This window comes from Parabacteroides provencensis (genome assembly GCF_900232875.1).
GTDB lineage: Bacteria > Bacteroidota > Bacteroidia > Bacteroidales > Tannerellaceae > Parabacteroides > Parabacteroides chinchillae.
The window spans coordinates 158,206-173,956 of sequence record NZ_LT960488.1; the positions used below are offsets into that span (position 1 = coordinate 158,206).

The 15,751-nt window shown below is 43.9% G+C and carries 9 protein-coding genes; 3 read left to right on the plus strand and 6 right to left on the minus strand.

Translation table 11 applies throughout. From position 1 onward, the window contains the following. Positions 1-134 precede the first annotated feature (134 nt). Positions 135-1,868 carry an SGNH/GDSL hydrolase family protein gene (locus CTY47_RS00655; protein ID WP_099462952.1) on the plus strand — a complete coding sequence of 578 codons (1,734 nt, stop codon included), beginning with the start codon at positions 135-137 and terminating at the stop codon, positions 1,866-1,868. Here CTY47_RS00655 and CTY47_RS00660 read toward each other — a convergent pair. Beyond that, positions 1,865-3,100 carry a CinA family nicotinamide mononucleotide deamidase-related protein gene (locus CTY47_RS00660; protein WP_099462953.1) on the minus strand — a complete coding sequence of 412 codons (1,236 nt, stop codon included), beginning with the start codon at positions 3,098-3,100 and terminating at the stop codon, positions 1,865-1,867. The two genes, CTY47_RS00655 and CTY47_RS00660, sit on opposite strands and share 4 nt — an antisense overlap. Before the next feature lie 16 nt (positions 3,101-3,116). Further along, a complete protein-coding gene (tsaD, locus tag CTY47_RS00665) occupies positions 3,117-4,136 on the minus strand; it encodes a tRNA (adenosine(37)-N6)-threonylcarbamoyltransferase complex transferase subunit TsaD (protein WP_099462954.1) in 1,020 nt (339 codons plus the stop codon). A gap of 261 nt (positions 4,137-4,397) precedes the next feature. On the opposite strand from tsaD, the gene CTY47_RS00670 reads away from it, so the two are divergent. Next, positions 4,398-8,876: a translocation/assembly module TamB domain-containing protein gene (locus tag CTY47_RS00670; RefSeq protein WP_099464015.1), complete on the plus strand. Its 4,479-nt coding sequence runs from the start codon at positions 4,398-4,400 to the stop codon at positions 8,874-8,876. Positions 8,877-9,311: 435 nt separating this feature from the next. After that, positions 9,312-11,468: a DUF1566 domain-containing protein gene (locus CTY47_RS00675; protein WP_099462955.1), complete on the plus strand. Its 2,157-nt coding sequence runs from the start codon at positions 9,312-9,314 to the stop codon at positions 11,466-11,468. A gap of 300 nt (positions 11,469-11,768) precedes the next feature. On the opposite strand, the gene CTY47_RS00680 is transcribed toward CTY47_RS00675, so the two are convergent. Genes CTY47_RS00680 through CTY47_RS00695 form a run of 4 tightly spaced genes read right to left on the minus strand, consistent with a single transcriptional unit; the run spans position 11,769 to position 15,628 of the window. After that, positions 11,769-12,719, minus strand: coding sequence for a tRNA-dihydrouridine synthase family protein (locus tag CTY47_RS00680; RefSeq protein ID WP_099462956.1), 951 nt, complete (start codon positions 12,717-12,719; stop codon positions 11,769-11,771). After that, entirely contained in the window at positions 12,719-13,384 is a 666-nt protein-coding gene (lipB, locus tag CTY47_RS00685) for a lipoyl(octanoyl) transferase LipB (RefSeq protein WP_099462957.1), read from the minus strand. Before lipB ends, CTY47_RS00680 begins: the two co-directional genes overlap by 1 nt. After that, complete coding sequence (mtgA, locus tag CTY47_RS00690; RefSeq protein ID WP_099462958.1) at positions 13,330-14,124, minus strand: monofunctional biosynthetic peptidoglycan transglycosylase; 795 nt, start codon at positions 14,122-14,124, stop codon at positions 13,330-13,332. Before mtgA ends, lipB begins: the two co-directional genes overlap by 55 nt. Positions 14,125-14,137: 13 nt before the next feature. Then, the gene (locus tag CTY47_RS00695) at positions 14,138-15,628 is read right to left on the minus strand and encodes a xylulokinase (RefSeq protein WP_099462959.1); all 1,491 of its coding nucleotides are present in this window, start codon (positions 15,626-15,628) and stop codon (positions 14,138-14,140) included. Positions 15,629-15,751 lie beyond the last annotated feature (123 nt).

Below are 15,751 nucleotides of genomic sequence, written 5' to 3' on the forward strand. Positions count from 1 at the left end.
TTATTTTAATTATACGCAAATCTAGTCATAACTTCTTATAGTTGAAATGTATCTGTTGATATTTTTTCGCAGTTATTAATTTCTTATCTTTGCCCTTATTCAGAAACAAATGTTCTATTTTATCTATCACACACATGAGACCACTCTATCTATTACTATTTTGCTTCACATTTTCTCTGGCAAATGCACAATGGCGCTGGTATAATCCGCAGAAAACAGATATTCCGGTTATTCAGAATCAAGGCTGGACAAATGAAATAGGAAAAACATATGTAAGACTTCCCAACCGGGCTGAACAAGCCGTCAGACCGATAGTATGGGAACTGTCGCGCAACTCGTCGGGCCTCTCCATTCATTTCTACAGTAATGCACCCCGGATAAAAGTCCGCTACACGGTAAGCGGTCCGTTAAACATGCCTCACATGCCATCTACCGGTGTATCAGGTGTAGATATGTATTGTAAAGACGAAAACGGGAAAAGCCATTTCTGTTACGGCGGATATTCTTTTGGCGACACAATCCAGTATTTTTACAATATCACAGAAAAGAGTCCGCTTCATTCCCATGGATATGAGTATAGTTTGTATCTTCCACTGTATAACAGTGTACAATGGATGGAAATAGGTGTACCCGATAGCTGCGAATTGACATTCATTCCTGTTTTTCAGGAGAAACCTATTGTTCTGTACGGAACATCCGTTTCCCAGGGGGCATGCGCCTCACGTCCGGCAATGGCGTGGAGTACCATCATGCAGCGGTCTCTGGAATATCCGTTGATTAATCTAGGCTTTTCAGGCAATGGCCGTCTTGAACAAGGTGTTTTGCAATTCATTACCGAAATAGATGCCCGTCTCTATATTCTGGATTGCCTGCCCAATATATATGGAAAAACAGAACCGGAAATAATCCGGTTGGTATGTGATGCCGTACATCAGATACGAGAAACAAGAAATACCCCTATCCTGTTAATCGATCATGCAGGATGTAGTAATGCAGACACAGACAGTAGCATGTTTAATGCTTATACGCAAAAAAACATAAGCCAGCACAAAGCATTTGATCAACTGATAAAGGAAGGCGTAAAAGACATTTTTTATCTTTCGCATGACGAGCTCGATCTGCCAGCCGATGGATGGGTAGATTATGTACATCCCTCCGATTATGGAATGGAAGCACAAAGTCGTGCCATTGAAAAGAAAGTACGTGAAATATTAAAACTACCTGTTGGCAAGTTATCTACCACCACACCCGTAACCCAACGCAGAGAGCCGCACAATTACGAATGGCAGGCACGCCATCAGGATATTCTGGCTTTAAGCCAAAAAGAAACACCCAAAGCCGTTATATTAGGAAATTCAATTACCCATTTTTGGGGAGGAGAGCCTATCGGACCACGCCGGAACGGCACAGATAGCTGGAACAAAGTGATGCGGAAAGAAGGTTTTCACAATATGGGATTTGGGTTCGACCGTATCGAGAATGTTCTTTGGCGTATTTACCACGACGAATTAAGCGGATTCGAAACCCAAAAGATTGTATTAATGATAGGGACCAACAACGTGGACATAAACAGCGACAATGATATTATCGAAGGCCTTCGTTTTCTCCTGTCGGCCATTCGCGAGCGCCAACCAAAGGCAGCTATCAAAGTTGTAGGCATTCTCCCGCGAAAGGATCGCGAAGCACGGATCAAACAACTTAACGAACAAATTAATAAAATGGTCGATAAAGAAAGCTATATTTATATTGATGCCGGTGTAGCTCTTCTTGGAAAAGATGGCAAAATAGACGAATCCCTATTCAGCGACGGGGTACACCCAAATGAAGAAGGATACCGGCTCATTGCGCCGGCCATCGCTTCATTTTAAAGTAGATTCAGCAACATCAACAGTGCAGTGTTAGCAGAACGTTGGATATTTTGTTCACGAATAGCCCCAAAATGATAACATTCCGACACCACTTTATCCTTATAAGCGGCTGCAATCCAAACTGTACCTACAGGCTTATCAGGTGTTCCACCCCCGGGTCCGGCAATGCCTGATGTAGCAACCGCACAGTCACAACCTAAAACCCGAATAGCTCCCATAGCCATCTGTTCCACAACAGGCTGGCTCACTGCTCCATATTGCTTCAAATCATCTTCGGAGACTCCGAGCACATTATGTTTTACCTCATTACAATAAGACACCACACTGCCTGAAAAATATTCAGAGCTACCGGCCACAGAGGTAATCATTCCTGCAATACGTCCTCCGGTACAACTTTCGGCCGTTCCCATCATTAAATGCAAAGAGCGTAACTTCTCCCCTACCAATTCTTCCAACGGTTTGTCTTCTTCCACCAGAATACTTCCTTCCAATAAGGCATGCAATTTATTTTTCTGTTCGGATATAACCTGTTTCGCATCTTCTTCTGCGGATGCGTAGGCTGAAAGACGAAGACGGATAATTCCGGGTTGAGGAAGATAGGCCAGTTTAACAAATGAAGGTAATGCATTTTCAAAATCGATCAGTTTAATTGCCAGAGCCGATTCCGAATAGCCGGTCACCCAACAAGTCTGATGCTTGATAAACAGATCACGGCGATATTTATTTTTCAAACGGGGAATAACTTCATTCGTCATTAACCATTTCATCTCATAAGGAACACCCGGCATGGAAACCAGTACCCTGCCATCCCTTTCAAACCAGGTACACGGAGCCGTACCTGCCTGATTCTGGATTACGGTACATTTATCAGGAACCATTGCCTGGCTACGGGTAAGTTCATTCATTGTACGCCCGGTCCGGCAAAAAATACTTTCTATATTTTTATACACTTCGTCTGAAAAGTGCATATCGCTATCAAAGTATTTACAAAGCGTCTTCTTGGTAATATCATCTTTAGTAGGACCGATACCGCCGGTCACAAGTACGATCTGTGCCCTGTGCATAGCAGCATCAAAAGCATCCAGCATATCTTGTTCTTCATCCCCAACCGTAGTACGCCATACAACATGGAAACCTTCATCGCCCAATTCCCGGCCCATCCAGGCCGAATTCGTATCAATCACCTGGCCAATAAGCAACTCGTCGCCTATTGTTATTATCTCTACATTCATCTCATTATTCCATTTATCAGATTAGCACCCTCGAAAACGGAGCGGCATCCATCGGACAGAAATCTTTATCCAAATACTTATAATACCCGGTAATAGCTACCATGGCAGCATTATCTGTTGTAAAAGCAAATTTAGGAATATGCACCTTCCAGCCATACCGTTTAGCATGATCAAGAAAAGCATCACGGAGCCCTGAGTTTGCCGACACGCCACCAGCAACGGCCACTTCATTTATGTGCAGGTCTTTTGCCGCCTTACGCAATTTATTCATTAAAATATCGATAACAGTAGCTTGCAACGATGCACATAAATCTTTCTTGTTATTTTCGATAAAGTCCGTATCTTCCTGCAACTTATCGCGCAGTGTATATAAAAACGAAGTCTTCAAACCACTGAAACTATAATCATATCCCGGAATATGCGGTTTGCTAAACTGAAAAGCATCCGGATTACCCTCGTTAGCCAGCCGGTTTACTACCGGTCCGCCAGGATAGCCCAGCCCCATCACCTTTGCACATTTATCGAAAGCCTCTCCGGCAGCATCGTCTATTGTCTGCCCTATCACCTCCATGTCGTTATAAGCGTTCACCTTAATAATTTGCGAGTTACCGCCTGAAACCAGTAAACATAAGAAAGGGAAAGAAGGAGCATGATCGTCATCCGGTGTCTCTTTTATAAAATGAGCCAATACGTGTGCCTGCAAATGGTTTATCTCTATCATCGGAATATCCAGTGAAGTAGCCAATCCCTTGGCAAAAGAAGTTCCAACCAGCAAAGACCCCATTAACCCGGGTCCACGTGTAAATGCAATAGCACTCAGTTCGGACTTATCGATACCGGCACGTTTAATCGCTTCAGCCACTACCGGAATAATATTTTGCTGATGGGCACGGGATGCCAATTCGGGAACAACTCCGCCATAGGCTTCGTGTACAGCCTGACTGGCAATTACATTTGACAGCATCACACCGTCGCGGATTACGGAAGAGGAAGTATCATCACAAGAAGATTCTATCCCTAATATCGTTACACTCATTATCTTCTTTTTTTCTGCAAATTAACGAAAAGCATTCGGAGCAGACAAACAGTTTAACACATATTGAACATCAGACGCCTGTCTCAAAAAACGAGATGTTTCTATAGGTTTCGTCTTAATGAAACTGATTTTTCCTTTAAAAGAAACCGAAAAAAGTAATAATCAAGTTTCCCGAAGGAAGTGGAGAGTCAAAGAATTTATGTAAATTTGTTCCCGAAAAACAGAAACGATATCAGAGGGCTTAAATACATAATCATTACCCTGCTTACTTTATTCTGGATATTCTATGCGGTTCCGGCTATTTTGGTGAGCGTTCCTTTCATTCAGAAAAAGCTATCGGCAACTGCAACCAGTGAATTATCGGCACTGCTGGGTGTTCCTGTAAAGATAGGAAAGGTAGACATCGAATGGTTCAACCGTTTGGTGCTGGAAAACCTGTACCTGGAAGACCAGGAAGGCAAAGTTTTATTCGAAGCGAACCACGTGGCAGCAGGGTTTGAAGTATTACCTTTAGTTGAAGGACGTTTTGTCTTTACAACTGTGCGCTTATTCGGATTTTCGGTAAACCTGTCCAAGAAAACACCTTCCGACAAGCTCAACCTTCAATTTGTAATAGATGCTTTCGCCAGCAAAGACACGGCTAAGAAAGATAAAAACATAGACCTTCGCTTTAATTCCATCCTGATAAAACGGGGAAATTTCAGTTACAATGTAGCCAGTGAAGACACTACACCCAGTAAGTTCAATCCAAAACATGTAAATATCCGGAACCTGAGTGCAAAAATCTCATTAAAAGCATTCAACAAAGACAGTCTGAATGCAAACATTAAAAAAATGAGCTTTGACGAATCATCCGGTTTCTATCTGGACAAATTATCCCTGAACATTGTTGGAAACAGGGATAGTGCGTTTATCAACAACTTCGAAATAAAACTCCCCCAAACAGACCTGAAAATAGACCGGGCAACCATTGATCTTGCCACCGTAGACAGCATTTCGCAACTCATAAACAATGCTCCTTTAAACCTGAATATTGCCCCTTCCCAGATATGCCTGAAAGATTTGTCACCTTTCGTTCCGGCCTTCAGGAACTTTACGGATACAATCGAATTATCAGCCGAGGCATCCGGCTATATCAATAATATCGACCTGAAACGCCTGACACTGAAGTATAGCGACAAAATGCTTTTTATCGGGAAGATGGAACTGAAAAACATTACCCATCCTGAAGAGGCTTATGTGTTCGGGCAGGTCAATAAAATGTATATCACTACGGAAGGATTATCGGGGCTGGTAAATAATTTCAGTAAACAGCAGGTAATTTTACCCGCTCCTATCGTGAATCTGGGAACTATTAACTTTACCGGAGAAATATCGGGATTCTTCGACAACCTGGTGGCTTTCGGCAAACTTTCCTCGGCAATAGGCTCCATACAAACCGACCTTATTTTCGGCAGCAACAAAGAAAAAAATATAGCTGCCTACCTGAAAGGCCACATTGCTTCTTCCGAATTGCACATAAATGAGCTCTTCAATGAAGAAAACCCGTACGGTAACACGCGTTTTGACATCAGCCTGGATGCCAGCCGTCCGGTTAACGGATCATTTTCGGGTTCTATCAAAGCAAAAATCAATGAACTCGATTACAAGAAATACAAATACGAAAATATCCAGCTTGCCGGCAAATTCCAGAAGAATGGTTTTAATGGCTCGCTTGAAATAAATGATCCGAATGGTGCGCTTTACGCCGAAGGAATATTTAAACACCAGGGCAAAAACTCAATATTCAACTTCACGGCAGACCTGCAACACTTCAGGCCGGATAGCTTGCACTTAACCGACAAATATGAAAATCCGGAAATATCACTGTCCATGAATGCCGATTTCACCGGAGACAATATAGATAACATCGAAGGTAGTTTTACAATAGACAATGTATCATTTAAAACAACCCCCAGCAGTTTCTACTTAAAGAAACTGGAAGTAACGGCCTCCGGCCATTCGGACGACCGTTTGTTGAGTATTAAATCGGATATCCTGAACGGAGAAATAGCCGGGGCATACTCGTTTAAAACAATCGTGCCCAGCTTCATGAATACGTTCAAAGGCTATATTCCCGCATTAATAAACGTGACGCAAAAAAAACAGAAGACACAGGAAAACAACTTTTCCTTATTGCTCACAATCGAAAATACGGAAGCTTTATCGCAAACATTAAAATTGCCTTTTACGGTGCAAACCCCGAGCCGTATCACAGGACACTATAATAACATATACAATAAGTTCAGAATAGAAGCATTCCTGCCCAAATTCAAAATTGGTAAATCCATGTTCGAATCCGGCTATCTTACTTGCGAAAATCCGGAAGATAAAGTAGACCTTCAACTCAAGGCGATCAATTACAATGCTAAAGGCTTACGCAATTATCTGGACTTGAAAGCGGATGCGAAAGAAAACCGGCTTAACACTTTGATAGGATGGGCAAACAACAAGAAACGTTTATTTAAAGCCGACCTGTCAGCCTCCGCATTATTCGTTGAAGAAGAAAACGAAAAAGCCTCTCCCACATTGCGGACAGAGATTACAGTCAACCCAAGCCCCCTCACAATAGCGGATTCATTATGGCACATAGCCCCTTCAGGTATAACAATCAGGGATGGTAAAATAAACATACACAATTTTCATGTCTCCCACAACCAGGAATATATCCATCTGGACGGTATTGTCTCCAACGAGCCTCTCGATACGCTGAAATTGGATTTAAAGCAGATAGAGCTTAGCTATGTATTCGACATCCTGAATATCCCGGTACTACAATTCGGAGGCAAAGCTACCGGAAAGTTCAACATCAACGACCTTTATAACAGCCGTATGTTAAACACCGACCTGGAAGTTCAGGATTTCTCATTCAACCAGGTAAAACTAGGACGCCTGAATCTGTTCAGCGAATGGGACGATGCCCAGAAAGGGATATTGATGCTAGGCAGTATTTATAAAAACGACAGTACGTGGACGGATGTAAACGGCTATGTCTTTCCTGTCGGGCCGAATGACGGATTATCCCTGCATTTCGATGCAAACGACATGAATATAGCATTCCTGCATCCGTTTTTAGACAAGGTGATCAAGAACCTGCAAGGACGCGCCTTTGGCAACATCCACCTGCACGGCCCGTTTAAAGCGCTTTCGGTAGAAGGAGACGCATACATACAGGATGCTGGCTTGGGTATCGAATTTCTGAATACATACTATACATTTTCTGACTCCATTCATCTCGATTCAAAATCTGTCAACTTACGCAACATAACAGTGCTGGATAAATTTGGCAATACCAGTAAAGTGAGTCTCAAATTCAATCATAAACACTTCCATGATTTCGACTTCCAGGTAAATGTCAATGCCAACAAAATGCTCATGTATGATGTGCCGGAGAAACAAAATCCCATGATTTACGGCACCGTATACGGAAGCGGAACAGCAACCATAGCCGGAAACGAAAAGCTGATAGACTTCGATATCAATATGCAAAGTGAGCCGAAGACATCCGTATATCTCGACTTCATGAACAACAACTCGGTCACGGATTACGACTTCATCTCTTTTGTAGATAAAAAGAAATTGCCGAAAGATACGACTGTATTGTCAACCGATTCGGTAAAGACCCCTCTGTTTGCCAACGACGAAGGAGCCGAACTGCGAATGAACTTCTTGCTGGACATCACACCCGATGCCAATATAGAACTGATTATGGATCCTATTGCCGGCGATAAAATCAGAGGGAACGCATCCGGCAGTCTGCAAATACAATATGGTACGAAGTCCGATTTACGCATGTATGGCGGAGTGAATATTATAAGCGGCAACTACAATTTCAGCCTGCAACAAATCATACATAAAGACTTTAAAATACGCGAAGGCAGCAGCATTGATTTCCGGGGCGACCCGTTCAACGCAAATATGAACATCAATGCCATTTATAACCTGACAGCCAACCTGGCCGACCTGGACCAAAGCCTGGTTATGGAAAGCCCGCGCCCGAGCGTTCCGGTAAACTGCGTATTAAAACTGGACGGTATGTTGCGTACTCCCGCAATTTCTTTCGATCTGGAATTGCCAGGCTCCAACGAAGAACTGGAACGCCAGATGAGAAGCTTCATTGATACGGAAGACATGATGACAAGACAGATCGTATACCTACTTGTGTTGAATAAGTTTTACACCCCCGATTACTCTACCAACACGAGGTCGAGCAACGAATTCAACGCCGTAGCCTCCTCTGCCATATCGTCGCAGCTATCCGGCATATTGAACAGTTTCACCGACAAAGTACAGATCGGAGCAAATATCCGTGCCGGGCAAGAAGGTTTCAACGATAGAAATACCGAAATGGAAATGCTGCTCAGTAGCCAGCTACTGGACAACCGTCTGCTGATTAACGGCAACTTCGGCTATAAAAACAGCTACTACAATACGAACCAGAAAAACGTTTTCATTGGAGAATTCGACCTGGAATATAAACTGACTAAAAACGGGGAAATACGTTTGAAAGCCTATAACCATGCCAATGATATGTATCAATACCTCAAGCAATCCCTTACCACGCAAGGTGTAGGCATCATGTTCAAAAAAGACTTTACTCGTCCTTCCGAAATATTCAAACGCAGGAAACGTCTGCTCCCTCCTGCCATACCACGGGATTCAACAACAATCTCCCCCGCCCCGAAAGATTCTATCAAATAATTCCCTATCTTTGCCCCCGCAACATCTCATAAACAAGATGAAATACATTCCTTGTATAAGACATATATCTGCGGAACATGTATGTTCCGCAGTCCTTCTTCATGAAGAAGGAAATTTTGCAAAAAAAACGTAACCTTTCCTCCACCCCCCTTTTTCACGTAAAAAACAATCAAAACATAGCAGGCTGCCCTTGCAGCCTGCCGAAAACGTGTGTCCGTACCACACGAAAAACCTCCGTACCCCTACAAAACCATTACCGGAGCAGCTGCGGCCATTTTGTAGGCCTACAAAACCATTACAGACGCGCCGGCAGCCATTCTGTACCCCTACAAAACCGTTGCCGGAGCTCCGGTGATACCTCCGTAGGCCTACAGAGGCTCTACAGAACGGATTTCTCAATTTTCAACCTAATATTAACTCTCTAAATTCAAAGTTATGGAACAAACAAAAGCGATCAAAACCCGCTACCTCGCGGCCGGTTTCCTGATAATGCTGGCAATGCTGCCTGCATTGACCGCCTGCAACGACGACGACGGACTAGAAAAAGACAAAACCACAGGGCACACCCTGACGCTTACGCTCAAAACCGACGTAGAAGCCATACCGGAGACGAGAGCGCTGATCCGCGAAGCAGCCCCGGGAAGCGAAGCAGCGCAAGCAGGCTTCAGCTACGAACTGGTATCGAGTGATGCGGACAGCGTTGCTGTTTCCAGTCCGATGACCAAAGCGCCAACAACGCTGAAAAACGTCTACGCCCTCCTCTTTAAGAGCGACGGAACGTTCAACGGCAGAGCCAACATCGGAACCATGACGGCAAACACAAACAAAATAGTAACCTTTACAAACGTAGCTGATCCGGCAGCAACAAGTTGCCGGCTGGTGATTGTAGCAAACGACAATGCGGCAACAAACAGCTACGCCAGCACGGGAGGCACAGGAAACTTTGCGAACTTCACAGGAAACTATGCAAACTTTCAAACACTGGTGATGACGAACAATATAACCACAGATGCAGACGTACCCTACGCCGGAACGGCAACGGTTAACTTGTCATCGGGTGCTTTTGGTGGCACAGCCTCCGTACAGCTCTACCGCACACTGGCAAAAGTGACGGTAGTGAATCAAACCTTCTCCATACCCTATAGCTCACAAGGCGGAGGAACCATACCGCGCACAGGAATCCAACTCGTAAACGCAGGAAAAAAGTGCTTCGGAACAAAAAACAACTACGACGGAACAGGAAGCAACACAAACCCCGCAGGAGTGGAGAACTCCACCTCCGTAAATGCAAACACCGTAACCTGGTATGTAGGAGAAAACGTACAATCCGGCTACTCGGCCACTAACGCCACCGAAAGAAACAGGCTGAAAGCACCCAATGCTGCGAGGGTAACGCTGACAGGAAGCAAAACCCTGGCAACAGACGATGCCTACACATGCCACTTCGACGTCTTTATGGGCAAAAGCGGCAGTGTGGGAGACTTCTCGTTACGCCGACACACCAACTACACGCTGACGGTAAACGTAAACAATTCGCTTGAATTTATTAGAAACTATGTAACGAACAGCACCGGTAACCTATACTATAAAGCTGATGATCCGAGGATATGGCACAGCGTGGCTTCAGTGTGGGTACCGGTTAATCAAGCGTTGGCTACGGCTTACAAGGCTAGACTGGATGCCCAGGAGTATACCCTTACAAATTATCCACCTTTTAATTACGATGGTGGCGCTTCTTCCGGTACAACGGGTTCCGATTATATGGGCGTTTCTTCTACCGCTACTGTAAATACGCCTTATTCTTTCGAAGTCGAGAAAACAGAACGTGGCAGTGTTATTTCTAATTATCAGGCTGCTATTGACTATTGTAAAGGATTAGGTACAGGTTGGCGTGTTCCTACAACAATAGAGTTAAAGGGAATGTATGATAATAGATCAGCCCTCCAAAGCGCCGGTTGCGCTGCGTTCATCAGCCAGTGGTACTGGAGTAGTTCGATCTACAATGGCAATGCCATCTTCCGCTGCACATTGCACTTCAGCTATGGCAATAACAGTTTCAACGGCACGGGCTTCAGCCACAACTATGTTCGCTGTGTGCGGGGTACATTAGTACCGCCAAATGGAATCACCATCACCCAGTCCGTAGCCGATGCTTACAAAGCTGCCCAGTCTGACCTTACAGGTTATCCTCCATTCAATTACGATGGTGGTGCTTCTTCCGGTACAACCGGTTCCGATTATAAAGGTAAATCTTCTGATGCTACTATAAGTACTCCTTATTCCATCGAGGTTGAGAAAACAGAGCGTGGCAGTACTTCTATTTATCAGCCTGCTATTGATTATTGTAAAGGTAAGGGTAGCGGTTGGCGTGTTCCTACTTATATCGAGTTGTTCGCTATGTATCAGAATAAATCTAAGTTAGAAGCTATATCCGGTTTCGCTGCATTTAATACGAGTTACTTCTACTGGAGTAGTTCGGTCAACAGTGGCAACGTCGGCAGACGCTGCATACTCTACTTCAGCAGTGGCAATTTCGGTAGCGGCGACACAACGATCTCCAAAGGCAATGTTCGCTGTGTCCGGGATATCTGATTGGTAGATAGAATATGGCTTTAGCCTGGTTTCAATTGCCGTCGGTTTTAACCGACGGAGGCTGTAGATTCTCCCCTTTCAAGGGCTTTAGCCCAACCGGAGAGGAAAGCTAAAAGGAGATTTCCGGAAAGAAATTTGGCTAAAGCCAACAGAGAATGTACATCCCTTAATCCGTCCACTAAAGTAGACGGCAACTGAACTTAGGCTAAAGCCAACAAAGAGAACATCCTTTAGGCCGTCCGCTGAAGCGGACGGTAACTAAAACCAGGCTAAAGCCATTACATAGCAAGGGAACTAAAACTATCCAATAAAAGGATAAACCCTGAATAATTCTTTCACGGACTGGCAGTATGCATCCAGGGTATTACTTTTGAGAATCTTCTTCCGTAACTTCTTATCGGCTTGCGGCAATAAATAATCCCACACGGTTTTGAGTTTGGCCAGAACCTGATGTTCGCCGCCTTCCAACCGTGCCTGATACCCTGTCAATAATCGGGCATGAAAAGTTTCCAGCATTTCTTTTCTTTCAACAGCAGAGAGCTCTTTTCCTTTTTCATACTCCACAGCAAGCCACGGGTGTGCCAATAAGCCACGCCCTGACATTATACCTTTCAACAGAGGAAATTGCGACGTTATATCCCGTATGTCTTCCTGTGTTTCAATATCTCCATTATAAAAAAGAGGATGTTTGCACGCCTGGTAAAAAGCAGTAAAACCGTCCATATCCACACTTCCTTTATATTGCTGTACACCCAATCGCGGATGCAACGTTATATGTTCCAAAGGAAGCCGGTTCAATACAGGCAAAAGCACCCTGGATTCATCCGCCGTCTCCCACCCCAGCCTTAGCTTAACAGAAAACTGTATTTGTGGAAATTCTTCTACCGTATTCAGTAGCGCCTCTGCTTCATCTATAAAAGGCAAAATACCTGCACCTCTGTGTAAACGGGCCTGCATCGGAAAAGGACAGCCCAGGTTTATATCTGCCCGCCTGTAGCCGTTAGCATAAAACAAAGCAGCGATTTGCCTGAATTCTTCGGGAGTAGCTGCTATAAGCTGGGGGACAACTCTGCAACAGCCGGAACCGGAGGGCAAAATATCCCGGAGTTCCTTATTTCTGAATCCGCCTTTCTCAAGACGGACAAAAGGCGTATAATAAAACTCCACTCCCCCGAATACCTGCGCATGTGCTTCACGGTACACATTATCGGTGTATCCCTGCAAAGGAGCAAAATGTATTTTATATTCCATCAGACAAACAATTCCCTGAAGAGTGAAAGTAAGCGGGCTTTTGCCAGTTCGAAGTCTTGCGAAGTTCCGAGTTCCTTCTCCAGCGATGTTACACCCTTATCTTTGAAGCCACACGGATTAATGAGGGAGAAATATGTTAAATCGGTATTTATATTCAAGGCAAAACCATGCATGGTAACAAAACGGCTGCTCTTTACCCCGATAGCGCATATCTTCCGGGCACGTCCGGGCACGTCCGGATCGATCCAGACACCGGTAGCACCATCGAGCCGTTCCCCTTTGATTCCGTATAATGCCAGAAAACGGATAACAATCTCTTCCAGGCGATCAATATACTGTTTCAATCCCAAACCCCAGCATTCCAGATCAAACACGGGATAGCCTGTTATCTGCCCGGGACCATGATAGGTTATATCTCCTCCGCGGTTAATATGGAAGAAAGAGACTCCGCGCTGCTTCAACAAATCTTCCGTGACAAGCAGATTAGAATCTTTGCCGCTTTTGCCAATAGTCAGCACAGGAAGATGTTCGCAAAAGAATAATTCATTCACTCCTTCCGTTCCGTCTTTTTTGGCAGCCAGCAAGGTTTCGAAAGCCGAGGTCTGGCATTCTAATGCATCAGCGTAGGATATGCGTCCCAGGTCATGATAGATGAAGCTCTCCATTTTTTTCTTTTTTTAATTTTGCCTGTATCTATATTTTGCTCTCCTGCTCCATAGCCCATTTCTATTTTAAGCAACTTTCCCATAAGGGACATAATTTTTGTTTGCCGTTTGAGCATATAAGGAGAAGGTTTTCCGGAATTGAATTTACGGGGATTTGGCAAAGATGCGGCAATCAAAGCTGCTTCACCTTTCGTAAGTTGTGAGGCTTTCTTATGAAAATGTGCTTGCGCAACAGCTTCGGCACCATAAATGCCGTCTCCCATTTCAATTGAGTTGAGATAAACCTCCATGATTCTCTCTTTTCCCCAAATCCATTCTATCAGTACGGTAAAATAGGCTTCTATGGCTTTACGTACATACGTTTTTCCCGGCCACAAGAAAACATTCTTTGCTGTCTGTTGCGAAATAGTGCTTGCCCCTCTCACCCGTTTACCTTTTTCCGCATCAGTGCGCGCCTTTTGTATCTGTTCAATATCAAAACCATGATGATCAAGAAACAAATTGTCTTCGGAAGCAACGACGGCCTGTACCAAAGGTTGTGCTATTTCGGATAAAGGAACCCACTTATGATCCAACTTCATTTTCTTTCCGTCATGAAACTGGTCATATAAACGAATAAACATCAATGGTGTATAATATACCGGAATATATTTATAGGCCACAACGGCCAATATACTGGACAAAAACAAGAATATCAAAATATTCCGGCACCATATCAATATTCGTTTAACTATACGCATGTCGGATTTTGTTTTAAACAGTCAATTCTTTATTCAGCCGGTCTTTCCAAATATCAAAAGCACCGCAATATTTATCGGCCTTCAGTCCGTCCGGCTCTATGACATCGATCTTCTTCAAAGAGGCAAATGCTTCTTCCGCCGATTTATAAATACCAGCACCGATACCAGCACCTTTTGCAGCACCTGCAGCTCCGTTTGTATCATACAGTTCGATAACAGTGCCTGTTACTCCTGCCAATGCATCCCGGAAAATAGGACTTAAAAACATATTTGTATTGCCCGCACGAATTATCTCGATTTCTATTCCCATTTCATTCATTATATCCATTCCGTATTTGAATGAAAAGACAATACCTTCCTGGGCTGCACGTGCAATATGTGCCTTATTGTGTATATTAAAGTTCAATCCGTGCATAGAACAATGGATCTGCTTATTTTGCAACATACGTTCGGCACCATTTCCAAAAGGCAATACGGAAAGCCCTTCGGAACCAATAGGCACAGTTGCAGCCAGCTCGTTCAGTTCATCATAATTAATTCCCTCGGGAGCCACATTCCGCTTTATCCACGAATTAAGTATTCCTACACCGTTTATGCACAGCAATACGCCCAAATGCGGGTTGTTTAACGAATGGTTGACATGGGCAAACGTATTTACCCTGGAAGAAGTGTCAAAACTTACTTTTCCGTTTACTCCGTACACCACTCCCGAAGTTCCTGCCGTTGCAGCAATTTCTCCCGGGTTTAGCACGTTTAGTGATAATGCATTATTTATCTGGTCTCCGGCACGGTAAGTAACCGGTGTTCCTTTCTTCAGCCCCAGTTCCGCAGCTACCGAACCAAGCAGTTCGCCCTGCAAACCAAAGGTAGGGCGTATATCAGGAATCAAATCTCTATCGAATCCGAAGTAATTCATCAAATCTTCAGACAATGCGTCTTTCTCAAAATCCCAGAATATTCCTTCCGATAAACCGGATACCGTAGTCACAATACTGCCAGTCATTCGCATGGCAATAAAGTCGCCGGGGAACATTATCTTATATATCGATTTATACAACTGCGGTTCGTACTCTTTCACCCAAGCCAGTTTTGAAGCAGTAAAGTTTCCGGGAGAATTAAGCAAATGCGAAAAACATTGCTTTTCTCCAATAGTCCGCAAAGCTCTCTCACCATAAGGAACAGCACGACTATCACACCAGATAATGGAAGGGCGCAATACTTCCATCTTTTTATCAACCACAACCAAACCATGCATCTGGTAAGAAATACCTATCGCTTTTATATCGCTTCCCGAAACCGGAGCTTTCTCTAATGCGCCTTTAACAGCAATCTTTAAATAATTCCACCAATCATCCGGGTTTTGTTCTGCCCAACCCGGCCTTAAAGCTTTTATAGGAGCTTCCTCCTTCGGATAAAAATCCGAAGCGATAGTCTGTCCGCTTTCTTCATCTACAATAGATACTTTAACAGAAGAACTAGCAATGTCACATCCTAACAAATACATTTTTATATTGAATTAATTCTTGATTATACTTGAAAATCTTTCATTTGTGTTTTTCCTTGTTACCGATTTAAGAGGCGTGCAAATATAAACAATTCTCAACATTATTCGCGTAATAGCGGTTTT